General features: G+C 42.2%; 22 protein-coding genes, 2 tRNA genes and 1 pseudogene. 11 read left to right on the top strand and 14 right to left on the bottom strand.

The genetic code is table 11. The features are described from left to right. The first annotated feature begins 28 nt into the window (after nt 1–28). From AC20MK_RS07920 to AC20MK_RS07905, 4 genes are all read left to right on the top strand, one after another. On the top strand, nt 29–763 hold the full coding sequence (locus AC20MK_RS07920) for a hypothetical protein (RefSeq protein WP_487355316.1): 735 nt from the start codon (nt 29–31) through the stop codon (nt 761–763). Between the two features lie 30 nt (nt 764–793). Then, the gene (locus AC20MK_RS07915; RefSeq protein WP_487355315.1) at nt 794–2062 is read left to right on the top strand and encodes a radical SAM/SPASM domain-containing protein; all 1269 of its coding nucleotides are present in this window, start codon (nt 794–796) and stop codon (nt 2060–2062) included. Next, on the top strand, nt 2040–2813 hold the full coding sequence (locus AC20MK_RS07910) for an alpha/beta fold hydrolase (RefSeq protein WP_487355314.1): 774 nt from the start codon (nt 2040–2042) through the stop codon (nt 2811–2813). Before AC20MK_RS07915 ends, AC20MK_RS07910 begins: the two co-directional genes overlap by 23 nt. Nucleotides 2814–2901: 88 nt before the next feature. After that, entirely contained in the window at nt 2902–3054 is a 153-nt protein-coding gene (locus tag AC20MK_RS07905) for a hypothetical protein (RefSeq protein WP_487355313.1), read from the top strand. Nucleotides 3055–3437: 383 nt separating this feature from the next. Here the strand turns inward: AC20MK_RS07905 and AC20MK_RS07900 are convergent, their stop codons facing one another. Next, nucleotides 3438–3590, bottom strand: coding sequence for a hypothetical protein (locus AC20MK_RS07900; protein ID WP_487355312.1), 153 nt, complete (start codon nt 3588–3590; stop codon nt 3438–3440). 99 nt (nt 3591–3689) lie between these two features. Between AC20MK_RS07900 and AC20MK_RS07895 the strand changes: the two are divergent. Further along, nucleotides 3690–3845: pseudogene (locus AC20MK_RS07895) on the top strand (CRISPR-associated endonuclease Cas1); the annotation flags it as partial. Between the two features lie 113 nt (nt 3846–3958). On the opposite strand, the gene AC20MK_RS07890 reads toward AC20MK_RS07895, so the two are convergent. The 4 genes from AC20MK_RS07890 to AC20MK_RS07875 all read right to left on the bottom strand — a co-directional run bounded on the left by AC20MK_RS07890 (nt 3959) and on the right by AC20MK_RS07875 (nt 10273). Further along, nucleotides 3959–4375, bottom strand: coding sequence for an ester cyclase (locus tag AC20MK_RS07890; protein ID WP_487355311.1), 417 nt, complete (start codon nt 4373–4375; stop codon nt 3959–3961). Nucleotides 4376–4780: 405 nt separating this feature from the next. After that, on the bottom strand, nt 4781–6415 hold the full coding sequence (locus tag AC20MK_RS07885; protein ID WP_487355310.1) for an acetolactate synthase large subunit: 1635 nt from the start codon (nt 6413–6415) through the stop codon (nt 4781–4783). Nucleotide 6416: 1 nt separating this feature from the next. Then, entirely contained in the window at nt 6417–7784 is a 1368-nt protein-coding gene (locus tag AC20MK_RS07880) for an NAD-dependent succinate-semialdehyde dehydrogenase (protein WP_487355309.1), read from the bottom strand. Between the two features lie 206 nt (nt 7785–7990). Next, complete coding sequence (locus AC20MK_RS07875) at nt 7991–10273, bottom strand: CDC48 family AAA ATPase (protein WP_487357087.1); 2283 nt, start codon at nt 10271–10273, stop codon at nt 7991–7993. Between the two features lie 361 nt (nt 10274–10634). On the opposite strand from AC20MK_RS07875, the gene AC20MK_RS07870 reads away from it, so the two are divergent. The 4 genes from AC20MK_RS07870 to AC20MK_RS07855 all read left to right on the top strand — a co-directional run bounded on the left by AC20MK_RS07870 (nt 10635) and on the right by AC20MK_RS07855 (nt 15493). Further along, nucleotides 10635–11390, top strand: a complete 756-nt coding sequence (locus tag AC20MK_RS07870) for a hypothetical protein (protein WP_487355308.1) — start codon at nt 10635–10637, stop codon at nt 11388–11390. Nucleotides 11391–11992: 602 nt separating this feature from the next. Continuing rightward, nucleotides 11993–12334, top strand: coding sequence for a hypothetical protein (locus AC20MK_RS07865; RefSeq protein ID WP_487355307.1), 342 nt, complete (start codon nt 11993–11995; stop codon nt 12332–12334). A gap of 121 nt (nt 12335–12455) precedes the next feature. Continuing rightward, nucleotides 12456–13307: a class I SAM-dependent methyltransferase gene (locus AC20MK_RS07860; RefSeq protein ID WP_487355306.1), complete on the top strand. Its 852-nt coding sequence runs from the start codon at nt 12456–12458 to the stop codon at nt 13305–13307. A 269-nt stretch (nt 13308–13576) separates the two neighbouring features. Beyond that, nucleotides 13577–15493: a VIT domain-containing protein gene (locus AC20MK_RS07855; RefSeq protein ID WP_487355305.1), complete on the top strand. Its 1917-nt coding sequence runs from the start codon at nt 13577–13579 to the stop codon at nt 15491–15493. A 307-nt stretch (nt 15494–15800) separates the two neighbouring features. On the opposite strand, the gene AC20MK_RS07850 is transcribed toward AC20MK_RS07855, so the two are convergent. The 6 genes from AC20MK_RS07850 to AC20MK_RS07825 form a co-directional block, all read right to left on the bottom strand. Continuing rightward, nucleotides 15801–15878: transfer RNA gene (locus tag AC20MK_RS07850), tRNA-Glu, on the bottom strand. Nucleotides 15879–15993: 115 nt separating this feature from the next. Then, a tRNA-Glu gene (locus tag AC20MK_RS07845) sits at nt 15994–16071 on the bottom strand. A 74-nt stretch (nt 16072–16145) separates the two neighbouring features. Continuing rightward, nucleotides 16146–16496 carry a helix-turn-helix transcriptional regulator gene (locus AC20MK_RS07840; RefSeq protein ID WP_487355304.1) on the bottom strand — a complete coding sequence of 117 codons (351 nt, stop codon included), beginning with the start codon at nt 16494–16496 and terminating at the stop codon, nt 16146–16148. 23 nt (nt 16497–16519) lie between these two features. Next, complete coding sequence (locus AC20MK_RS07835) at nt 16520–16744, bottom strand: LSM domain-containing protein (RefSeq protein WP_250867539.1); 225 nt, start codon at nt 16742–16744, stop codon at nt 16520–16522. Nucleotides 16745–16882: 138 nt separating this feature from the next. After that, nucleotides 16883–17254: a DUF3467 domain-containing protein gene (locus AC20MK_RS07830; protein ID WP_487355303.1), complete on the bottom strand. Its 372-nt coding sequence runs from the start codon at nt 17252–17254 to the stop codon at nt 16883–16885. A gap of 89 nt (nt 17255–17343) precedes the next feature. After that, nucleotides 17344–19821, bottom strand: coding sequence for a DUF5814 domain-containing protein (locus AC20MK_RS07825; protein WP_487355302.1), 2478 nt, complete (start codon nt 19819–19821; stop codon nt 17344–17346). A gap of 168 nt (nt 19822–19989) precedes the next feature. Between AC20MK_RS07825 and AC20MK_RS07820 the strand changes: the two genes are divergently transcribed. Then, complete coding sequence (locus AC20MK_RS07820; protein ID WP_487355301.1) at nt 19990–20892, top strand: RAD55 family ATPase; 903 nt, start codon at nt 19990–19992, stop codon at nt 20890–20892. 243 nt (nt 20893–21135) lie between these two features. After that, nucleotides 21136–21732: a GTP-binding protein gene (locus AC20MK_RS07815; RefSeq protein WP_487355300.1), complete on the top strand. Its 597-nt coding sequence runs from the start codon at nt 21136–21138 to the stop codon at nt 21730–21732. A gap of 213 nt (nt 21733–21945) precedes the next feature. On the opposite strand, the gene AC20MK_RS07810 is transcribed toward AC20MK_RS07815, so the two are convergent. The 3 genes from AC20MK_RS07810 to AC20MK_RS07800 form a co-directional block, all read right to left on the bottom strand. Further along, on the bottom strand, nt 21946–22710 hold the full coding sequence (locus AC20MK_RS07810) for an MTAP family purine nucleoside phosphorylase (protein ID WP_487355299.1): 765 nt from the start codon (nt 22708–22710) through the stop codon (nt 21946–21948). A gap of 18 nt (nt 22711–22728) precedes the next feature. Beyond that, nucleotides 22729–23865: a DUF373 family protein gene (locus AC20MK_RS07805; RefSeq protein WP_487355298.1), complete on the bottom strand. Its 1137-nt coding sequence runs from the start codon at nt 23863–23865 to the stop codon at nt 22729–22731. A gap of 280 nt (nt 23866–24145) precedes the next feature. Then, the gene (locus AC20MK_RS07800; RefSeq protein ID WP_487355297.1) at nt 24146–24769 is read right to left on the bottom strand and encodes a 6-hydroxymethylpterin diphosphokinase MptE-like protein; all 624 of its coding nucleotides are present in this window, start codon (nt 24767–24769) and stop codon (nt 24146–24148) included. Nucleotides 24770–24776 lie beyond the last annotated feature (7 nt).

Genomic DNA, 24776 nt, shown 5'->3' with positions numbered 1-24776 from the left:
TGATATGGAATAATGTGTAGGTGATATAATGAGCGAAGAAAAGAGCAAACTTAAATATGTATTCATAATAGCTTTTTTAGTGATCATAGGTGGTGTTTTTTCAGCTTATGCAAGTTTTTCATTACTCGGACCTAAAGATCTGGGAGTTGAATATACCCATGAAGATTATCTGAGTGCTTTGGAAAAAACGGGTATGGAGATAGAATACAAAGGGTTAACTGGCGAAGCATTAGAAGAATATAAAAAAGATGCAAAAAAAGAATCAATTCATGATTACAATTTCGAATTCTCAGAATATGAAAGAAAACAATTTACTTTAACTGCAGAGGAGTCAACAGCTCTGTTAAATGAGATCGCACCTTCATTTTGGTGGTTCGATGATCTGCAAGTAAAGGTTTCACCAGATGGGACCATGGAAGGGTCAAGTACTGTTGATATAAAAAGGCTTAAAGCCGATCTATATTCAGATGTTGCAGATGATATCCCTATTCCATTACCAGGTAAATTAAATATCTATAGTAAAGGACAGATCAGCATTACAGATAATAAATTAAGCGGAAATCCGGAAGTATTCAATCTTGGACCTGCTCCACTTCCAGCTGAATATATGGCTGATGAAAGTGTAAGTGTAATGGAAGATTACTTCCCTCGGGTATATACTGTTGTTCCAGGACTTGAAATAAAAAGTCTGACCTCAAATTCAGATGGCGAATTCGTTTTTGATGGAGTAATTCCACAAAAAGTATCTGTGACTGAAAAATAAGGTTTGGAGGGGTTGCTACTGAAGCATTTAATGATCAATGGAAAAAAGGAAGAAATTCCTCCATTTCCTCATCACAAAGCTTACATCTATAGATGTAAGCAATTTTTTTTAGCTAAGAGAATAACGACTCATTTGACAATGGGCAATTTCGTTACCTTAAAAGAGCTATACAATGGATTCAAAAATAAAAGTTCGATTCCAAGAGTTCTTCTTGTAGATCCAACCAGTAACTGTAATTTGAAGTGTAAGGGTTGCTGGTCTCAAGACTATGAAAGTGGCCATAATATCTCATATGAAAAGTTTGATGATATATTATGTCAAGCTGAAAAATTAGGGATCATGGATTGCTTAATGACTGGTGGTGAACCTCTACTAAGGAAGGATGATATCCTTAAATTATGCAGAAAGCATGATAAAATGACATTTGGAGCGTTTACTAATGCCACTTTGATCGATGAAGAATTTGCCGATGAAATGGCTGAATTAGGAAATTTAAATGTTTTTATAAGTATTGAAGGGACAAAAGAAGAAAATGATTTTAGAAGAGGGGCAGGCGTTTATGATAAAGCGATCAGATCGATGGATATTCTGAAATCCAAGGAAATTGCGTTTGCTTTTTCAGCATGCTATCATTCAAAAAATTACAAGACCATAGCTAGTGATGAATTTCTGGATCATATGCGTGAAAGAGGTGCCTGGTTTGGCTGGTTATTCCAATATATCCCAGTGGGAAGTACTGCGGATACTTCTTTGGTATGCACTGCCGAACAAAGAGCATACGTACAAGAAAAAATTAAAGATTACTGCATAAAACACGATTATGTGATCATCGATTTTTGGAATAACGGTCACTTAGCTTTTGGTTGTCTTGGTGCAGGCGTTGGTTTTGTGCACATTAATGCTAAAGGTGATGTTGAACCCTGTGCATTTTGCCACTATTCAGATTCAAACATACACGAAGTATCACTTGCTGAAGCTCTCAGGTCAAAATTCTTCACTGCCTTTAGAGATGCTCAACCATTTTCACAAAATCCATTAAGACCCTGTCCGTTAATAGATAATCCTCAGGCAATTATTGATGTAGTTAATGAAGGAGATGCAAGATCAACTCATTTATCAAATCCAGAATCAGCTGAGGACCTTGCAAAGAAAAGTTTTGAAAGGGCTGAAGAATGGGCCGCAAAGTCAGAAGAACTATTCAAAAAAATGCCCGAACATAATCAAAAAAACTTTCCAAAATTTTTGAAATATCTTGCATTTAAGAAAGGAATAACCGATGGCAGAAGAAAAAAGATTTGATGCCGAAGTTTACTACAAAAGTGATTCAGCTGATTGGATCACTTTTATTCATGGTTTTGGAGGCAGTGCTAGAACCTGGAAAAAACAAATTGAATTTTTTTCAAAACGTTATAACCTGCTTGTGCTGGAAATGCATAAGAAAAAAATAAGTGAAGAGCTTAACCTTGATAAAGTATGTATTTTTATAAATAATACATTAGATCACTACAAAATTAAAACATCTCATTTTGTAGGGTTTTCTTTTAGTTCATTAATATGTCTACGCTTCGCCATCCTCTATCCCCAAAAAATAAATTCATTGATAATGGGTGGAGGTATCACCAAGTTCAACATAAGAACAAATTGTTTACTATTTTTGGCAATAACATTCAAAAGATTGATCAATTATATGATCCTTTACAGATTTTTTGCGTATATAATAATGCCTAAACACAATCACAAGCGATCAAGAACTATTTTTGTGAACGAAGCAAAAAAATTAGGTTATGATGAATTTTGTAAATGGGTTGATCTCGTTCCCCAAACAAAAAAAAGTTTAACCTGGTTAGATGAATTAAACAAAGATATCCAAGTCCTATATGTTTCAGGAAACGAGGATCATCTTTTTTTAAAAGACACTTTGAAGCATAGTAAGAAAATAAACAATTCTCAAGTAGAAATAATTGAGAATTGTGGACACGTATGTTCAATTGAGCAATATGATAAATTTAACAACATTGTGTTTAGATACTTAAATTCAGTACTTCTTTAACTTTACCTGTTTTGTTAAGGTTAAGAATAGGACAAACGTCTCTTTATTTACTCTCTCCTCCAGATCCCAGCTTAACCTCACCTCCAATATGATGGAAGCCCCTGTAAAACAAAAGGATATCACAGATCTCCTGTGTGATTCAATGGGAATCGAAGTGACCTATGATTCCACGGAGGCCATCGGTCAGTTCGTGGGACAGGCAATTGAGCTTCTTGGAAAAAGCTGCATACACCGCCGTTAAAGTTGAAACGGGCTGATGCAGGTCAGCCCTGTTCCTTTATTTTGTTTTTATTTTTTGGTGTATGTCTTCTTTCACCCATCCTCACTTCTCCCCTCTCTTTAACCTTCCTTTTAATTTTGTTAAAGATAGCTAACGTACATTATTTGAAGATATTGAATGAAATGCAAAACTTAGGAGCTGATGTTAAGGGTGATAAGCCGTTTACTCTCAATGTTCGTGTGAGGGAACGGTTGGAGAATTGAGAAGAATGTTGTTGATGAATCATAAGATTTAACTTATATCTGGTCTGCCGAATTTAAAAAATAAACTACTCCTATTATTAGGACTGCTCCTAAAGTGCTCAAGCCAGCTAAGTAAACTAATTAATGTGCTCCAAGATTGCTTTATAGTTTCCCCGGTCTGCAAAGGTACTTCATGTCATTTGATGCCCTTCCACAATTTTTGCAATAGAATTTTGCACCTGTAACAAGTTTTTTAAATTCATCTTCCTTGTCTCTTATGTCATCCTTTTTCCATGCACACATATTTTTTGACACACATAACACCTCTTGTCAATACACTTTAGAAAAATAGTGAAATACAATATACATCAATGCTTTATTAACATTAGAAGTTGGTGTTGATATTATCTGTTGAGGAAGGTTATTGACATATCTTATATCGAATGGAAGAAAATGGGTTTCTCTAAGGGTACTTTGCATTATATGAAGCAGAATGTTAAAAGCGAGAAGCCTTTTACTCTGAATGCACATGTTAGGGAAAGGTTGGAGTTTTGGGGAGAATGTTGCTAAGGACAATTTAAAAATCAGGGATAAAAGGCTTGGTAGAGAAGTTTGAAAAACGATTAAAGAAAGGGTTGTTGTCCCTTTCTCAAGATTATCTAGTAAAATAAACGATAGAGACTTCAAGCCCAACCAATCTGCTGGAGAGTGATCATATCATTCCAGATCTTGATCATGTGTTTGATATGATCTCCTTCGAATACCATCAGATAGGCATAGTCTGCTGCAGCGGTCTTACCTGTTGGAGGCACAGGACCACCTGGACCAGTCTGAGTTCCGTGGAATACAGCACAAGCTGCAACGCTATTCCTTTCCTCATCTTCTGCAAGGAAAAGCAGCTCATAATGTCCATCTGGTATTGGGGTTAGTAAGTTCTTCATCCATTCGGTGTAACCTTCCACAGTATTTATTCCATCCAATGCACCTGCTTGGGCAGAGAATGTTGCATCAGGATGACAGTATTGCTTACAGACTTCCCATCCTTTTCCAGTTTCGCATGCCTCGTAAAACTGTTTTGCCATTTCTAAATTTTTGCTCATCTTTCAACCTCCATTTTCCCATCACACATATTGTGACAAGAATTAACAAACTCATATTAAATAATATTCTAGAGTTACCATATATATACTAATGCCTATAGCAATTTCCAAAAGTAAAAGTAATTTAGTCTTAAAAACCGATGAGCAATTTGAGGTTATTATAATTATATCATTTATTTTAAAAAGGGTAATAGTTTAAGATAATATTTTGGGATCTCGGTTTTTTCACGTTACCTATATCCCCAATGAAATTTGCGAGGGGGTGGAATCTGAACCCTTTCTAATTCCCATTCCTAATATGACCTATCCCTCAAATGGGAACATGGTTGCCAACATACCGGGCAGTGCTTCCGCTGCAAAGCTAAAAGTTCATGATCCATTCTGAAACTGCGTGGCACCAACCGCTTAAACGGGGCAATACTTGCCTTCCAGTATTGTTGTGAGTTTCATATTTTCCGAATAATCAACGGGAACGTCGATCAACCAGACACCTCCTTCCTTAAAGGCATTTTGCAGGGCATCACCAAGTTCGTTAGCGCTGCTTATGCGTATTCCCTTGGCACCAAAACTGTTTGCGAGTCCCACGAAGTCCGGGTTTTTGAAAGAGGTACCGAAGGACTCACCGAATTTAGTATTGCTTTCCCACTCGATAAGCCCGTAGGATGCATCGTCAAAGATAATGATCACAAGATCGCAGTTCAGTCTCACAGCGGTTTCCAGGTCCTGGATGTTCATGAGGATACCTGCATCTCCTGCGATCGTCACAACTTTCTTTTCAGGATGCATAAGGCAGGCCGCTATGCCGGCAGGTAGGCCAAATCCCATGGCAGCCAGGCCGTTCGACATAAGTACGGTGTTAGGGGCGAGGGCTGGATACAGTCTTCCGATCCAGAGTTTGTGAGCACCCACGTCGCTGACCAGTATATCCTCGCGATCCAGTTTCTGTCGGACCTCCCAGAGAATGCGCTGGGGTTTCACCGGGAATGCGGAGTCATCCTTGTAGCGAAGTAATTCGTCCTCCATTGAAACCTTGATATTCCTGTAATGGTCCGGAAATTCCTGCGGGGTAATTGCAGAGGTCAGTGCACGGAGGGTTGCCTTAAGTGTGCCTAGAAGTGCACATTCCGGGATATAGCTGGCCTCTATTGCAGGATGCCTGTTCTGAACATGAATAATGCTTTTTGAACCGTCCATGTTCCAGTGGTCCGGGCTATATTCCACGGAATCGAAGCCAACGGCAATGACCACGTCAGCTGCATCCAGACCGCACATTATGAAATCATTTTCGGACATCCCCATGGAACCTATAAAATGCTCATCGTCTGCGGGAATTGCACCCTTCCCCATGAAAGTGGTAACAACACCGATGTTGGCTGCCTCCACGAATTGTTCCAGCTCAAGGGAAGCATTCTCACGGATCACACCGTTCCCGGCAATGATCAAAGGCCGGGTCGCACCCGAGATAAGTTCGATGGCCTTATGCAATTCCTTTTCATCAAAGCTACATGAATGGGAGTATTCCTTTTTCTCAAGGGGCAGTGCATCGGTCTCCTGGGCAGATACATCCTCAGGCAGTTCAATGTGAGCAGCTCCGGGCACATCCGTGGCGATATCAAATGCTTTCCCTACCAGTTCCGGGATCTGGTGTGCAGTGGTCACAGTCGCATTCCAGGAAGTGATCCTGCTGAACATTCCCGCAACGTCCAGAAACTGGTGGGATTCCTTATACGCCCTGTCAAGGGAACCCTGGCCGGTAATGGCCACAAGGGGTGCCCTGTCAAGATGGGCATCCGCTACACCGGTCATGAGATTGGTAGCTCCCGGACCCAGGGTGGAAAGGCATACACCGGGTCTTCCTGTCAGGCGTCCGCATACATCCGCCATGAATGCTGCGGATTGTTCATGCCTTACCACAATGAATTCAATGTCGGACCTCGAAAGTGCCTCCATGAGATCCAGTGTTTCTTCTCCCGGGATGCCAAAAATATATTTCACTCCCTCGTTTTCCAGACATTTGACAAACAGTTCGCTTCCTTTCATATCAATACACCTTGATCGACTTGATGTTCATGAACTCATAAAGTCCATACTTGTACAGTTCTCGTCCTATTCCGCTCTTCTTGACACCGCCAAAGGGAAGGCGTGGGTCCGAGGCCACCATTGAGTTCACCGACAACATGCCGGATTCGATACGTTTTTCAATCTCCATTGCATGTTCCCTATCTTCGGTCCACAGGCTGGCACCAAGCCCGAAATCGCTGTTGCCTGCAACCCGAATGGCCTCCTCCTCATCCTTTACAATGATAACAGGGGCAACGGGTCCGAATGTCTCTTCCTTCAACACACGCATGTTCTCGTTAACATTACCGAGTATCACAGGTGCATAGAATGCCCCTGGCCTGTCAAGTCTTCCCCCTTCAAGCAGGAGGTCAGCACCCTTGTCCAGGGCATCCTTTACCTGTGCATCAATGATGTCCACCTGTTGCGCATTGACGAGGGGCCCCACATCTGTTAGTGGGTCCATTGGGTCCCCTACTTTTAGCTGTTGTGCGGAGTCAATAAAAATACGCAGGAATTCATCGGCTACAGCCTCGGTAACTATGAAACGTTTGGCTGCAATGCAACTCTGGCCGCCGTTCTGGAAGCGGCTGTTCACACCCGCCTTTGCGGCCATCTCCACATTGGCATCATCAAGAACGATGAACGGATCACTCCCTCCAAGCTCGAGCACAGCCTTTTTCATATTCCTGCCTGCAGCTTCCGCCACCTTCCTGCCTGCATCAAGGCTGCCTGTGAAGGTGACCGCTGCGATCTCATTCCTTGCGATAAGTTCCGAGGCGGTCCTGCCGTCGATGAGCAGGGTCTGGAATGCACCTTCTGGAACCCCTGCATCAGCAAACACCTTTTCGATCGCAAGAGCACACATGGGCACGGAGCTGGCATGCTTCAGTATGACCGTATTGCCTCCTACGAGTGCCGGTGCAGCGAAACGAATGGCCTGCCAGAACGGGAAATTCCAGGGCATTATGCTGAGGATCACTCCCTTTGGTTCAAACGAGACCCCGGAATCCGGAGCGTCGGTTTCCACAGCTTCCGGTGCAAGGAAATTCTCCGCATTCTCCGCAAAGTATTCGAGAGCCCACGCACATTTCTCCACTTCGGGAACTGATTCCTTGATGGGCTTACCCATCTCGATAGTTATGATTCGGCCCAGTTCATCCTTGTCCTTTCTTAGTTGTGCAGCCGCCGTTCTTAGATAATGTGCTCTTTCGGAAATGTCAAGATCCTTCCATTCAAGAAAAGTAGCCCTTGCCTTTGTTAAGGTTCGGTCGATCTTCTCTTCGGAATAATATTCAAATTCATCATTTATTTCCCCTGTTGCTGGATTCATAGAGACCATTTTCTTCATGTAACCACTCCCATAGATACGGAGGAATGTAATCTCAAGCCCCGCCTCACAGGGTTTTTCAAATCCCCCTTATTTACCCAATATTAATGATGTTGGGCATGAGATATAAAACAAATTGGGAGAGGGTTCAATATAATTTCATGGACCTTGCATGTTCGCATCAGTGCAAAGTGAGATAGGTCTGTCTTGACATCTCTCAATAAGTATCAGCCATAGACAGGACTCTCTATCTCCCTTGATCTTTTGGTCTGAAGGTCTCCTTTAAGGCCCTCGTAATATTTCATGGTGTCAGAGGTAACCGATGTTCCTGTTTCAGATATCGCTTTTAGGAAGTGCTTCTGTGTGATCTCGTTTGCCATGAGGTCTTCACGAAGGGCAAAGCGCCCTGCTTTTTTACAGACTGCGGCAACATCAGCTCCTGTAAACTTGTCTGTTGAAGTTACCAGTTCATCTATATTGACATCACTTGCAAGTGACATCTTTCTGGTATGGACATCAAAGATCTTACGCCGGGTGGGCAGATCTGGCACAGGGACAAGTATCAGTTCATCAAATCTTCCCGGACGGATCAGTGCCGGATCGATTATATCTGGTCTGTTCGTAGCACCTACGATCACAACACCGTGAAGCTCTTCAAGACCGTCAAGCTCGGAGAGTAGCTGGTTCACGATACGCTCGGTGACCTGTGGTTCTCCCATTGCTCCTCCGCGTATGGGTGCAAGGGCATCAAGCTCATCAAGGAAAATAATGGATGGTGCTACCTGTCGGGCACGGGCGAACATCTCTGAGATGTGCTTTTCAGATTCCCCATACCACTTTGAAAGCAGGTCGCTTCCCTTTGCGGTTATAAAATTAGCTTTTGATTCATGGGCGATGGCCTTTGCCAGCATGGTCTTACCGGTTCCAGGAGGGCCATAGAGCAAAACTCCCTTTGGAGATTCCACTCCTATACGCTGGAAAGATTCCGGATTTTTAAGGGGCCACTCAACAGCTTCCTTGAGCAGTTCCTTTACATCTTCCAGTCCCCCGACATCGCCCCATCCCACATTGGGTGTCTCGATCATGATCTCCCTCATGGCGGATGGCTCCACATCCTTCTGTGCCAAGTTGAAATCTTCCGACGTAACGCTCAGCTTTTCAAGGATCTCGACCGGGATGTGCTCATCTTCAAGGTTGATCTGGGGAAGGACCTTCCTTAGCGAGCTCATTGCAGCTTCCCGACAAAGGGCTGCAATGTCCGCTCCCACGAACCCATAGGTAGTCTCGGCCAGTGCCTTAAGGTCCACATCATCTGCCAGTGGCATCCCACGGGTGTGTATCTGGAATATTTCCAGCCGGCCGTCCTGATCAGGCACATGCAGAACGATCTCACGATCGAACCTTCCGGGACGACGCAGGGCCATGTCCAGGGCTTCCGGACGATTGGTCGCACCAATAACAATGACATTCTTCCTCTCTTTCAGACCGTCCATCAATGAAAGGAGCTGTGAGACCACCCTCCTTTCGACCTCTCCGGTAACCTCTGCTCTTTTCGGTGCGATGGAATCGATCTCATCAAGGAATATTATCGCAGGTGCATTCTGTTCGGCATCATCGAAGATCTCACGTATCTGATGCTCGGACTCGCCATAGTACTTTGACATGATCTCGGGGCCATTGATGGATACGAAATAAGCATCGGATTCATTGGCAACTGCCCTTGCCAGCATTGTCTTGCCGGTCCCGGGAGGGCCATGCAGCAGTACTCCCCTTGGTGGTTCTATGCCCAGCCTGTCAAATAGCTCCGGATGCTTTAACGGAAGCTCTATCATCTCCCTTATTTTGGAAATTGCTGGTTTGATACCACCCAGGTCCTCATACATCACAGTTGGTATCGACTGCTCCGGCGGGAGCTCCACCGCTTCAGGAAGCAGTTGAAGTTCTGTCTGATCAGTGATCTTTACAATGCCCTTTGGAGATGTTGAGATAACCTGCATCTTGATCTCACCCAGGCCGAACGAGTAATCAAATAGGTCACTGAACATATCCTCTAACATCATGCTTCTGGCAGGGCTGCTCTTTGATCTCTTGAAATTTGTTGTAGAGATAAAATCTCCTTTTGATACTGTCCTGTTCCTGAAAACAGATGCAAGTATATCACTTGAAGCTGAGATGTGCATTCCTTTGCTCACAGGTGCAAGGGTGACATTAATTGCTTCCTTCCACTCCGCTTTCCTGACCTCCACATGATCTCCGATGCTGACCTTTGCATTGGCACGCATAAGACCATCCATTCGGATGACATCAAGCCCTGTATCTACCGGATCAGTATTTACCGCCAGTGCTGATGTTTTACGCTCCCCTTCTACTTCTACTACCTCATATTCCCCAACGCCGATCTTTTCCCTGTGTTTCGGATCGATACGCACAATGCCTTTTCCCACATCTTCCTGAGTTGCCTCAGCTACCTTCAGTTTGATACTATCCCCGTTCGAATTGCCTTTTTCCATACTCAACGGCATCTACCCATCTCCCACAGATGATCTTTATATATAGTTACAATATGTCAACTTCCTGTATTTATCATTGTTTGGAAATGATGTAGTAAAGAAATTTGTTGACTTAATTTAACAATCGTACATTTTTTGACAAATTACACATAAATGTCAGGTATAAGCAGTTACACTCCACAATTGTACATATTTTGACATTCTTGAATGAAATGTAAAAGATAGTAATGAAAGTTATAAATACATTAAAATAATTATTTAGTATACTCTACATTTTATTGAGATGACTTATTATTGATCATAAAAATAGAAAAAATGGATATTTTCAAGTTTGAAGTTAAGTTATTTTTGGAAGTTAATCATGAATAAGATTCTTAAGGTTGGTTTTGGTATTTCCATAATCATAATTTTAGTTGTGCTCTTGTATGTTGGCTTAATATTTGGTAGTTTAATTTTTTTAGGTTTTGCAGAAAGTGCCCAGGATATGATGGATTGGGACTATTATGGAGATGACCTAAATAGTAACTATGTGTATGATCTTGAACTTCGAGTATCTTCTACTCCCGACATTACTACTATAATCGATAATGTAACTATATATATTCCAGTAGTTTTGGGAAAAGATAATTTATCGTTTAGTGAATCCTTTATTGTGAGTGTGAAAAATGGTAATGCTCGCAATGAAAAATGGGATTGCTACTTTGTGAAAACGCCTAGTGGTACTATGATCGCTGTTGAAAATGTTTTACCAATAAGGGTTAGTGGAAAACGAAATATTGTGTTGCATAACTATTATGAAACAGACTATATCATTGACACTCTTGACCCTATAGAGAATGCTTTAATTATACCAATTAACTCAGATAACTCCTCCAGATCATTTTCTAACATTTATGTAAAATATGACATTAGTGAGGAAGATGCCAGAGTTATTTTAAATGTAAACTTAGAGGGAACTAATAGCTGGTATAACTCACGTAGACAAGATTATTATTATCAACATAGTCATCTGGCAATGATAGGTTCTCAGGATGGTTGGTTTAAGGCAGGTAATAGTATGTCTACTGGAGGAGGTAGATATCCAGAAGTTAGGGAAATTAAGGGTTCAGAATCATAATTCCATTGAGAATTGTGATTACCTGCTAATTTTTCTGTTTCTTATCTATTTTTAAAAGTTATATCTATCTTCTCTATCTACTAAGTTTAACCTTCCTTATGCGGAAATGTTAGATATGATGAACGGGCACAAGGGGCTTATTTTGATGGCTTTGTTCTCTATTTCTGTCATTATATCAATAGTATCTGACCTTTCATAACTTCGACAGGGAAAAGTCCATGACAACCTTCTCTTTATTTCTTCTTTTTTGACCAGTGTAAATGGCAATCCCTGATAATGTCTCATTGAAGTCAAAGAATCGTGAAAAAAACAAAGAGTAAATTCCCCAAAGTTCTAACAGAGCCTAGAATTTGCATGTTCGCATCAGTATCAAGTTAGATCGAACGGTCTTGACATCTCTCAATAAGTATATATTAAGTTACACACCTTTTTTTAGTGGGGAAATGTAATTCGGGTTGTTCAATGGCTTCTGGATCAATGCAATATTGACTCTTGCACTTATGCTGGCATATTGTACCCTGCAAGCAACCCGAATAAGCAACTTTAATAGAATATTGAAACTGCTTCAATACATTTTGTAAATACACTGGGAGTGACAATAAATGGACAAGATGAAGAAAATAGGCATATTGGGAGCAACGGCTTTGATCGGTGCAGGACTGGCAGCACTATCTGAAGAGAGGATAAAGGAGTGCGTCAAGGAAAGGATCGAATCAGGATCAATGAGCAAAGAAGAAGGCAAAATGCTTGTTGAAGACCTCGTGAGTGAAGTAAAAAAGCAGAAGTTCAATATGGAAAAGAACATCGTTGAAAAGGTACACAACACGATCAAGATGGCTGATAAGGAACTTGCGGAACTTTCAGATAAGATAGATGAAATGAAGATCCAGGAACTTGAGGCTGAGCTTGAGAGGATGAAGAGCTTGAGGAAGGCTAACAATTAAATTATCAGGCTACTGACAGTAAAGCCAATTTCTCTTTCTTTTTTAATTCATCTTTATTTAGTATCGATATCGTTATATCCATATATTTTTGAAGAAGTCTGACTGTCAAAATGGGGTTATCATGCAAGAGAAAGACCTTTCAATGGAAGAGATCGAAGATCTGGGCTACTATGATTTCATGAGCTATCTTGGGGTACCGTATTTTCATGTGGGTGGCTTAACATCAACGAAAAGATTGGCTGAACTGTGCCAGATCAACAAAGCCAGCAAGGTGCTGATGGTTGGATGTGGTACAGGGTTCAGTGCATGTTTTGTAGCTGAAAGGTTTGGTTGCTCTGTTGTTGGTGTCGATATTGCAGAGGTATCCATCAGGAAAGCAAAGGATAGGGCAGAGAGTTTAGGTCTTGGGGACAGAGTGGAATTCCGTATAGGTGATGCCTATGACCTGCCATTCGAGCCTGGTACTTATGATGTGGTGATCACTGAGTTCGTGGCACAGTTCCTTGATATGGATAAAGCGTTCCGGGAATTCGTACGGGTATTGAAGCCCGGAGGTATGGTGGGGATCAATGAGATGTACAGGGATGCGTATATCCCTCCGGCCATAGAGAAGGAGATAATGGAGGCTGAAAGCATCTTTAGTGAGCTCACGCAGTTGCCTTTTTCTCTCTATTCTGCTGAAGAGTGGGAACAGCGGCTCGAAAGAGCGGGATTGTGCGATGTCCATGTGCACAAACATAAGGTCTCTGTGAGCCTGAAGGAACTAGGGCTGCTGATCAGGGCAATGGGTGGGTTCGGGCAATTTGCCAGGCTGTTCCTGGGTTTGATGATCGGAATGATCAGATATGCTTTGTCAAGTAAGAAGATAAGGAACAGGTTCAGGCAGATCAGCAGGGGCAAAAGGATACTGTTGAATAAGGGATCTACTTCGAAGTATGTGGGGTACGTTCTTGGTGTTGGCAAAAAAGTTTAAGGTTCAAATATTTCATAACAAAAGATGGTCAGTAATATGGACATGTATTCTAGGAACTGATCGTAATTCATTATCTTCTACCTTTCCCTACTGCCCATGTCCCACCAAAAGAACCCATTTAGATATTGGAAAGTAGCAAGTTTTGTTTTTTTAATTCTTCAATAAATTCACTTCGACACCTTGAAATAAATCAAATCGCTAAAAGTTTTTATAGTTATATATCATTTCTTTACAATATTAGCCAGTATTAATTGGGGTGTATGAAAAATATGGAATATAAAAGGAGATTAGCTGGAGCTATAACTGTAGTATTGATCATTTTTATGTGTCTGTTGCTGATAGTTCCTGCAAATGCACAATCTAATGCAGAAGTCGATTACCTGAATATAGATGTCAATATCAATGATGGTTATGCGATCACTACAGTGGAAGAAAAGCTGGACAATGAGAACAATTTTGCAATTACGGACAAGTTTGAGTTCCTGATACCTGAGAAAGCATTTTTATCAGGTTTTTCCATAAGCATTGATGGTGAGGAATATCAAGCTGATATATTGAAGAAGGCTGAAGCACAGCAAAAGTTCGAAGAAGCTGCTTCTGGCGGTAGGACTGCAGGTCTTCTGGAAACCAGAGATTCCGAACTATTTTCGTATTCCCTTAATTTTGAGGCGAATCAGAGTATTGTAGTGAAACTCACCTATGAGCAGGCCCTTGCAAGAACACTGGATGAATACGAGTACCTACAATATTTGCGTAGCGATCATGATGTGAATGATCTGCAGGTTTCCATAGATATTGGATCATCAACAGATGTATTGAGTGTTGAAACCCCGGGTTTCAGGTCAGATATAACTTACCCGAATACCAATAGTGCCAGTGTCAGATATACTGATGTCGGACTTCCGGGGCAGGATATGAAAGTTGTTTTCAAGACCGAAAATACACCTCTCAATGGTAACATGCTTTTCTATGAAAGCGATGGTCGGGGCTACTTTATGCACACCTTCTCCCCTACGGAAAAGGAAGTTGGCGCATCACCATTGAACAAGGACATCATCTTTGTTATCGACAAGTCCGGTTCAATGAGTGGACTGAAGATACAGCAGGTGCAGTCAGCATTTTCTCAGATCATCAATGACCTTCCCGAAGGTGACAGATTTAATGTTGTATTCTTTGATTCATTAGTTAGGGAACCTGGCGATGAACTTTTGATAGCAAATGATACCAATAAGGATCGATCAGTTGAACTGGTAACTGAAACGAATGCAAATGGTGGCACTAATATCAATGATGCACTGGTGTCATCACTTGGTTTGTTCAATGCTAAAAGTGAAAATGTTCCTATGATCGTCTTCCTTACAGATGGTATGCCTACAGATGGAATACAATCAACTGCAGTTATCAGGCAAAATGTGATGGAGGCTAATGTGATCGGAGCATCAATATTTTCAATTGCTTTTGGTAGGGAAAATGATTATGATTTTGATTTCTTACAGGCATTAAGTCTCGAGAACGGCGGAATTGCTGTGTACTTCGAGCCAGATACCGAAGCATCGACCGGCATAAGCAACTTCTATGATACTATTTCCACACCTTTGATATCTCACCTGACGTTCTCATACGATGAACAGGTATCCAATACCGTTCTTACGGGAAGGGAACATCTGTTCGTTGGTTCAGAAGTTATACTTTTAGGCAACTACGATCAGGATGCAGAAACCATCATTGCCAGAGTAGACGGGAATACCAGGTCTGGTAAGCATGTTTTTGAGCGTGAGTTCATCGTACAGCCGGAGGAAAAGAACAACTTCGTTGCAAGGCTATGGGCTTACAACAATATAATGGACAAACTTGACCGGATGAAGGTGGTGGGTGAAACGGATGAACTTGTTTCAGAGGTCACAAACCTGTCTTTAGAATATGGTTTTGTCACTCCCTATACTTCATTCTTCGTGGAGGTCCCACAGGCAGAGAAGCCGGATGAAGGGCCTGTAGATTCTGCAACGGATGAAGCAGTGATGGATGAAGTCCCAGTGGAAGAAGCAATGGTGGATGAAGCTCCCGTAGAAGAAGCAGAGGATAGTGCTATGGAGGAACACGTGGAAGAAACCCCTGGATTCAGTTTCATACTGGCAGCATCAGCAATTGGAGGTACCTTGTTGTTTTTGAGAAGGATGAAAAATTGAGATATGTATGTAAATGCTGGAGATCGATGCAGTCTCCAGCATTACATAATTCAATAAATAACAACAAAAGGTGATAATATCGCCTAAAACGTTCCTTTATTATTTTCTCTTATTTGCTCTGGTAATGGTGACATTGCTGATGGATCTACTATGACTTCCCATAAATTGCAAAAATAGTAACTGAACTTGTCCTATCCTTCTATTTTTGTAGCCTTTGGCTCTGTATTAGCAGAATTTCCAAAAAGGATGCTTAATTATAATAGCAGAATATTTATGTGCTGTTAATATCATTTTAAAAAAGTTGAATTGGTGCTCCGGCCGGGATTCGAACCCGAGTTTTCAGCTCGAAAGGCTGGAATGATTGGCCGGACTACACTACCGGAGCACGCTGTTTTCTGCTCGCATTGGAGCGAGTTCTATAAAGGGGATTAAGAATATATACCTTTCTAACTATTATAACAGACTCAACATAATCTTATTACATTTTAAAAAAGTTATATTGGTGCTCCGGCCGGGATTCGAACCCGAGTTTTCAGCTCGAAAGGCTGGAATGATTGGCCGGACTACACTACCGGAGCACGCTGTTTTTCGCTCACATTGAAGCGACCCCTATAAGGGGTATTAAGAATATATACCTTTCGCTTGGAAAGGCTTATTCTTCTTCTGTTTCTACAGGCTCTGTGGTCAGCTGGCTAACCCATGCTGACAACAGTTCGCATTCTTCGGGTTGGCAGGCAAGCCTGCAACCTGCGCAAGGGGAGAACATCTCTCCTGCAAGGAGCAGATCAAAGGATTCCTCTTCTGGAGTGACTACCTTAATGAGGTAGGTACTGGCTCCATTGTTAACAGATGATTCGCGGGATATAAGCTCCGCTTTGATCAGCTTGTTGAGTATCCTTGAGCATTTACGGCTGTCTATCTCCAGAAGCTTCCATAGCTCGTTCTGATAGACGCCGTCCTTGCTATCGCGTATGATCTTTAGAGTCTTCTCTTCTATTTCCATGGTTCTTTCCGGAAAATAAAAGCTTAGTTCTCTACAGGCACTATCAATATTATGTTGTTTCCTCTCAATACAACGGAACCAAGTGATCGTAGGCGTTCGCCATCAGCGAGCTCTGTGGTGTCTACAAGATGCAGGTTAAGGTAATCATCAGCACTCTGTAATGTACCTTCAAGGATATGCTGGTCGCCCTTCATCTCTACCTGGACTTTAGATCCAATCATTTTCTGAACTTTCTTATTTGGGAACAAGATTGTATCCTCACATCATTGTTAATAGATAATTATCAATACTATATACGGAAAAAGTAAAGTGTTCTGCCTACTATTTATGGTTGCCGATTAGAAGCAAAACATCGTTCTCACAAATTGCAGATAGTAGGTTATCACTTAGATATATCCCTGTATTTCAGCTGTATCTTCTGGCTGTTCTACCGGACGCTGACCGTGTTTCACTTTCGCGATAGGTCCGAACATAGCTTCAAAGTCACGAATATGCTGTTCAAGCCAGTGGGATAGCTCCAGTGCGGCAAGGGGTGACATGATCACTTCTGTCTCGATGGACCTCTGTATGACCTGGGAATTCGAAGATTTTTCAAACCCTTTAGGGCTGTCATTATAGAAACCTATCCTAAAATCGTAAGGACTGTGACCACCCAATGCACCAATGGCATAGGTCTGCTTAAAGTCCTCAGGTTTAACGACCTCTATCTTCAACTTCTTTGCAACTTTCCCTTCGGGAGCGATCTTATCTTCGGTCATATTAATGTATCCTTCAAAATCATGCCTTATTTGGAAAGTAATTGTCAACATCGCTTAAAAGGGTTTGTCCAATTCGGAATATTCCCATGTCATCCTTCAATTAGCTTTTTCAAATCCCTTGCAGAATGTGCGATATCCTTCTTTGAATACACTGCCGCTATCCTCTCAACAGCATCCAGGTTCCTTATGGTATCATCAAGATAACCCAGCAGATCACCGGGATAAGCAGTAATACCGTACTTATCCTCAAGCTGCCTGACTATCTGTATGGGATCATAGCCATCCATCCTCATGTTGATGATCTTCTCGGAGAACAAATGCTCGGGACATCCGCAGAATGGGCTGTCTTTGCATCCGCACGTCAGGAAATCCGCAGCAAAGTCCAGTATCTGGTCCTGCATCTTGGTCTCAAGTTTCGAAAGGTTCTCGCCTTCCATGACAATATCCATTGAAGCACCCTGGAACACCCTTGAAGGCATATTTATCTTCAGGGCAGTTGATATCTGGGCTGCATACTTGAAATAGACAGCCTCAAAGAACTCGAGATTCGTGACGATCTCTATGGCTTTATGGTCGGAAAGGACCGCATCGCGTATCAAAAATGCCTTTGAGATCGAAAGGAAATGTCCGGCAGCAATACTTCCGAACTTCGTAAGTGCTATGGAATCATCCTTGATAATAATGAACTTCTTCTTTTTCAATTTAGCAAGCAATGAGCTAAAGGCAAAGTCCGCCAGCATGTTCCGGTGTATGGTCTCCAGGTCCCTTTTAGATGTGGTGACAGCAGCGGTTGCCAGTATCTCCTCTATCTGCTCCTCTTCACCATACTTCACATCCGTATGTTCCATCTCGCCATTCAACAGCCTGATGGCAACTTCCTCTTCAGTACCGGTCTGCTCACTTGTATAGTGCTTTTGAGGGGTGGCAAGCAAGACCACGATGCCTCGGTCATGGAAATCAGGTCTTCCCGCACGACCGAGCATCTGAAGGAATTCCTGCATGTTCAGCCATTCGATACCCATGGCCAGGGATTCAAAGATGACCTGTGATGCCGGAAAATCCACTCCCGCAGCAAGGGCTGCTGTAGTTACCACGACCGGTATGTCTCCTTTCTCGAACCGCCTTTCTATCTTCTTTCTCTCCTCCATTGAAAGACCTGCATGGTATGGAGATGCAGGTATCGATATGGCCTGTGCGATACGGTGGCAGTTCCGGCGCGAATTTGTGAATATGATCGTCTGTCCCCGGTGTCCCTTCGAAGAGACCTTGGCATACTCGTCCTTGGCAAGCTTTGTCATAAGTCTGATCTTGCTGCTCTCCGGACAGAAGAGCAGATGTCTTTCAATAGGTACCGGCCTATATTCATATTCCACAAGCTCGGCATTGAGTCTTTTAGCGAGCAACTTTGGTTTTGCCACAGTTGCTGAAAGGTAAATGAACTGCGCACCTGATGCCACGTATTTGAGCCTTCCGATAACTCCGTCCAGCCGGTGACCACGCTCAGCATCCTCTATCATATGCACTTCATCGATGACCACAGTACCGATCTGTCCCAGAAGGTCAGCGTCCCCTGTACGAAGTATGACGTCAAGGCCTTCATATGTACCCACTATGATGTCTGCATCAAGGCCCCTTTTCATCTTCTTTGTCTTGGATGTCCTTATCTTCGAACTTCCTACTCTTATGGACGTCTTGATGCCGATACCCGAATAACGTTTGTTGAACTGTTCATATTTCTGGTTCGCCAGTGCCACAAGGGGGACAAGATATAGCATCTTTCCATGTCCATTTAAGATGTTCTCAATACCTGCCATCTCTCCAATAAGGGTCTTTCCGGTAGCAGTAACTGATGTAACAAGCTGATTCCTGCGTTCCAGCAATCCCTTTTCGATGGACAATGACTGTACCGGCAGGAATGTATCGGATTTTTGAAGCAATATACCTTTAAGCTTTTTTGAGAGCGGAACATCCTTTATCTTTATCTTATTGGCATGTGTCTGCTGCTCTATCGTATCGAAACGTGTATATTCAAGGTCAAGTTCTTCCGGGCTCAACATGCCGATGGTACGGTCAAGGTCACGCGTGGTGAGCATGATCTGCTGGATGCGATCTGCAGCCTCATCGCCAATATAGCTATGTGCATTACGGAGCGCCATCTCAAGCTCTTCCTTTGCACAATCTTCACAGATCAGTTCGTGATGATATTTGATCGACTTCTTATTAATGAAATTGAACTGTTTTTTTAGCAGGCAGAACCTGCACACATGCACATCTTCCGATTCCAGGTGGAAAGCTGCCATAAGTTCCCGGACAGCAGCTTCGCTCCTCTTTTCACTCTCAACATCGATAAGAATGCGTTCTGATATCCTGAGAAGCTCAATGAACTCTTCAGGTGGTCTTAACTCCTCTTTATCATCTTTGACCACGCGAAATTTATGCGGACGTGGGCCTGCGGGAGATGTGCGAAGGATAAGTTCTCCGGTTAGAAGTGGTACTCTTTTACGGTCCTTGATGGCCATTACGATGACCTTTGCCTTCTCAGCTTTTATGAATGTCCACAAAGTCATTTTCTGATTTCAAAGAGGTGTACTCATATATAAATCATGTTTGTCTAAACCTTTTTTAGAATAAAGGTGTTCACAAAAGTGCATATGTGTTCACAATCCTTATATGTATGTGCGCATTTATATAATACTTACGTAATATTGCACTGGATAATATTGGTGGGGTTAAAAATGTCAGGTAGTCTTTCTATGGGTGTGGAGGTAATACTTACTCCAAAGTCTTCGCAACAGCAAAATACGTCTGCTCAAGAAATCTCTATTTCAGAAGAGGTTCCTAGCAAACGCAAACTTGATCTGTGTGCTGTCCCAAAGTCGGAAGCTCCCATTCGTGATAAAGCGCTTGAGCTTCAGACCCCGGTCTATAAGGGTCCTGTCATTTCAACCACTGGTATCTATGTTCTGGATAGAAGTCTTGGCGGTGGTTTGCCACTTAGTTCTATGATATATTTCTCGTCAGATCCACGATCGATGGCAGAGGTGTTCCTTTACGAATTTACTCAATCACGCAAGACATACTATTTTACCACAGGCCGCAGACCGAAATATATCATGAGGGATATCATAAATCAGCGCCTCGACCCATCTCGTATCATATTTGTCGATATCTACAGCGAGTATTATTTTACTTCACAGGGTGACATGATCGATAATGTGGGCAATGAGTATGTCGACTCCAAGATCATCGAGTTCACTGAATATAATCTGCAAAACATACAGAACGATGTGGGTGAGGAAGAGATCAACATTATCTTTGACAGCTTCTCATTCTTCATGAAGCTGAATGTGAATCCCGGTCTGTTGAAAAGATTGACCAACATAATCTACGAGACCTCTAAAGAGATCAATAGCATGACCTACCTTTATTCATTGAAGGGATGCTACGATAAGCAGATCGAAAATGAAGTGCTTAATGCTTCTGATGTCATCTTCGATGTAAGCGTTGATCACGGCTGTGATCAGATAATAAGCAAGCTCGCAATTCCCAAGATACGCGGAATGGTGCCGAATTCGGATGTTCTCAAGTTCAAAGTTTCAGAAGGTGTGCAGATCGATACTTCAAGGGATATTGCATGATGAACGACAGCACAGGGTAATATATTACTTTGTCTATCCTTTTTCCTTAAAAAGTTCAGCTGCTTTCACAACAGGTTCACTGCTTTTTTCACCGAACTTCATTGTTATTTGAAAATACATTTTCCCAATGAGTTGCTATCTTTTCGGATTTTCTTTACACTGATATTATTAAGTTCCTTTTTATCTGGCAAAAAGGCCATGTTTATACGTCAACAGATCCAAATAGGTAATACGGGGAATTCTATGAGAACAATTCTTTTATGTGGTCTGCAGGGAAGTGGGAAAACTACTTTAATAGGCAAGATTGGAAAATATCTTGGTGAAAGAAGCAGGAAACTGGCAATAATAATTATCGGTGAAGGTGATACTAAGCTTGATGAGAGTTCCCTCCCGTTTGAGGGGATATCCATAAAAGAGCTATCTGTTGACTGTGTCCCCTGCAGTTTACGATTTGCTGTCGAAAAGACATTAAAGGAAATGGCTGACCAGTCTATGCCTGAGTTTGTGTTCATAGAGCTTGAAGGTACTGCTTTTCCAGTTCAGATAAAAGAAAGCCTTGAACACATGCCTTTTGAGGACCTGTCCTTCATGCTTGTATACCTTATAGATGCAGGCACTTTTAGCAGTGAAATTGATAAATTGCCAAAATTCATCATTACACAGATCAGGGAATCGGAAATTATCGGAATAAACAAGATCGATTCTACTGATGAGGATAAGGTGGTTTCAATAAGGGATGCCCTTGAAGCCATTAATCCGGGTGTGAGAACATTTGAATTTTCAGCTCGAGATCATGATGAAGGGTTTGATAAGTTCATTGAAACGCTAGCAGGCAATTAATTAATAACTTTGTCGAGATTTTCTGTATCAGGTAACTGGGCAGCAATCATAAGGGAATGTTCAGCTACTCTGGAATAACTTTCCCCTTTATGCTAAGTGGTCTGGCTCCAGGGTTTTCAGCTTACATAAGCAGATACTATCCAGCAGCCATCACATTATCATGATGGTATCTTTTTCTTGCATAATTCCCTTCACATCATTTCCATACTTGTCTTAAAGGCGTGCACCGTGGGTTGCATCTTTGCAGCCACAATCCCTTTCCATGGGAAGGTTGTCTATGGCATCGAACAGTATTTCCAGCAGTATATCCTGTTTTGTGCTAAGTTCTTCCACAACTTCATCTGCGGTTATCTTGCTATCGGCCATTCCGCAAGCCTGGTTGGTGATGGTGCAAATGGACGCGTAGCAAAGTTCCAGTTCCCTTGCCAGCACGACTTCCGGTAATCCTGTCATTCCCACTATATCACCGAAAGTGCTCATCATGGCTATTTCTGCACGTGTCTCGAAACGTGGTCCTTCGGTGCATACATATGTGCCTCTGGTGTAACTGAGACCTTTTTTATCAAGGGAATCCATCAGGCATTTGCTTACGGTTTGACAATATGGCTCTGTCATGTCCACATGAACGGTATCCTTGTCATAGAAAGTGGATATGCGGCTTTTGGTAAGGTCGATAAAGTCATCAGTTACTACAAAGCTTCCTATTGGATGACCTTTCATGGTGCCTACTGAATTGGTTGCTATTATCCTTTTCACACCAAGTTCGCGGATGGCCCATATTATGGCACGGTAATTGATCATGTGTGGGGGTACATGTTCGGCTGCGCCGGAATGTCTGGGTATCATGGCGATGCTCTTCCCCTTGTTCTGGATGATATATACTCCTACATCTCCATAGGGTGTGGCTACGATCTTTGTATCTGCGTCTGTAAAAGAAGAGGATCCGACACCACCAAGTATTGCTACATCTAGGCTCATGGGTGGTAATTTGTCGGTTTAGTTCTTATTTTTATCCTTTTTTCCTTTCTTGATCTTACTTTGTGTGTCAGAAAAGGATCCATTCAGGGATATCTTAATGCCTGCAAGGGCAATTACTATCGCTCCCACTACTGAATAGATGAAATATTGGATGCTAAGGTTGGGTGAGTCTGTTGCACCGGGTAATGCACTAACTGTAAGTATGTAGGTACTAGCACCCCAGAAAAGCAATCCCATTGCTATAATGAATAGGGATGGTGAAAGATCTTTTAATGAAAAACGATCGTTTATTTTCAGGTCGACCATTTTTCCGACGTTGGCAAAAAGTATGGCTATCACATACCACCAGACCGTAACATTGATGAATACGGTGAATAACGTGATAAGTCCATAATACCAGCCACCACCTGCGGTAAAGTAATTCCACAACGTGATCGCTCCTATCATTGTGGCTATCACTGCAACGATTATGGCAATTGTATTTGTCACAAATGTCATTTGACCTTCGTAGTAGGATCCCTTCATCCTTTCTCTTAAAAGAGCGAAAGGCTGGTCAAGATTGAATCCGCGGTAAAGCATGTACGCACCTATGGCTGCTGAAATACCGATTATGGCACCTTCGGGGTATCTTGCCAGAAGGAATATTGCATATATCAATGCTGTAAGCCCAATTGGTACGAAGAACGTTTGTGATATCTTCGGGTCATTGAATGCGTTCTTGAGGATGTAGTATGTACTTTCAAGATTTGCACTCTGCTGTACCACTATTCGTTTTACTGAGTCTATCTTGATACGTGATTGGACGATGGGTAAAAGGGTTTCATCCTCTGCACCATCGGAAATAAAGATCGCGTTAGTGATATCATTCTCTTCCAGGAACGCATCAAGCTGGACGACTATCTTCTGATCTGATATTATCCCTACATTCTTGTCCCCTGCAAAGGTCACAATTTCCGCATCAATACCCTTTGAATGTAGCTCATTGAGGGCATTGATACCTCCGAATATCGTATTTGAATCGGAGTCTTCAGGATCGACAGTTGCAAGTTCCACTGCAGCCTTGATATTATCTTCACGCCCTATGATCGGGCTGGAGACATTCGCCTTTTCTCCCAGGTCATTATCCCTGTCGATACAGATCACTAAAGTTCGCATAAAACCTCTTTAGAATTTAATAATATACGCCATTTTATTTATAATGTAACAAAGGACTATATTCTCTATTGAATATTAGAATTGAACCAATATAAAATATACTGCATTATTGTTATTGATGTCAATATTTATGGATGAGGCATGGAAATCATTTTATTTTGGTTGTGTTCCAATACGGCTGTTTTTCTATGAAGTAGGATCAAACTAACGTTATGTTCATTCTCTTAAAACTAATTTTATGACCAAAAAAGAACAAAGAAAGAAAGAAAGAAGAAAATAATCACAAGACGCCGAGCAACTTCTTTGCCCAGCCAAGCTTCTTATGCTTCATCTCAGTCACGTTCTCATCGTCAAAATCGAATCCTGCAAGGGTTATGCTGGTCGCATTGAACTCGCCTGCGAGGAATACGCATCTGTCACCGTCGGTGAAACCACCGAAGTTGTATATGTTGCTTAAAGGGGCTGCCTGTGTGGTGCCTATGATGTTATTGAACCTTGGGACATACTTCAATATCTGTTCAATATTATCGCCATGGGCATGTATGACCGCAATTGAGCCTTCTTTGTTTGCCTGTATCTCTTTTTCCACATCGCCATCAAGGTCTGTCACGATGACCGCTGGTATGATGCCTCTGTCCACAAGGATTGCAGTGGCACCATCGGCTGCGATGATAACATGATCTTCTATCTTGACCTGGTCGAGCTCCTGTGCCAGTGTGGGTGCATTCCCACAGACCAGCACATCCTTTCCGGAAATGAGCTCTTCAAGTACTTCGGTACTTGCGGTGTTAGGTCCTATCAGAAGATGGGAAAGGATGGTGGCAGCATTCTGATCATCTTCCCTTGAGAACCCGAAGTCCTCGAGGATCGCTTCATAGACTGGCTCCCACTTTTTAAAATCCATCTTTTCA

The organism is Methanococcoides sp. DA23 (genome assembly GCF_057593895.1).
This window is presented reverse-complemented; position numbering and strand designations above follow the sequence as displayed.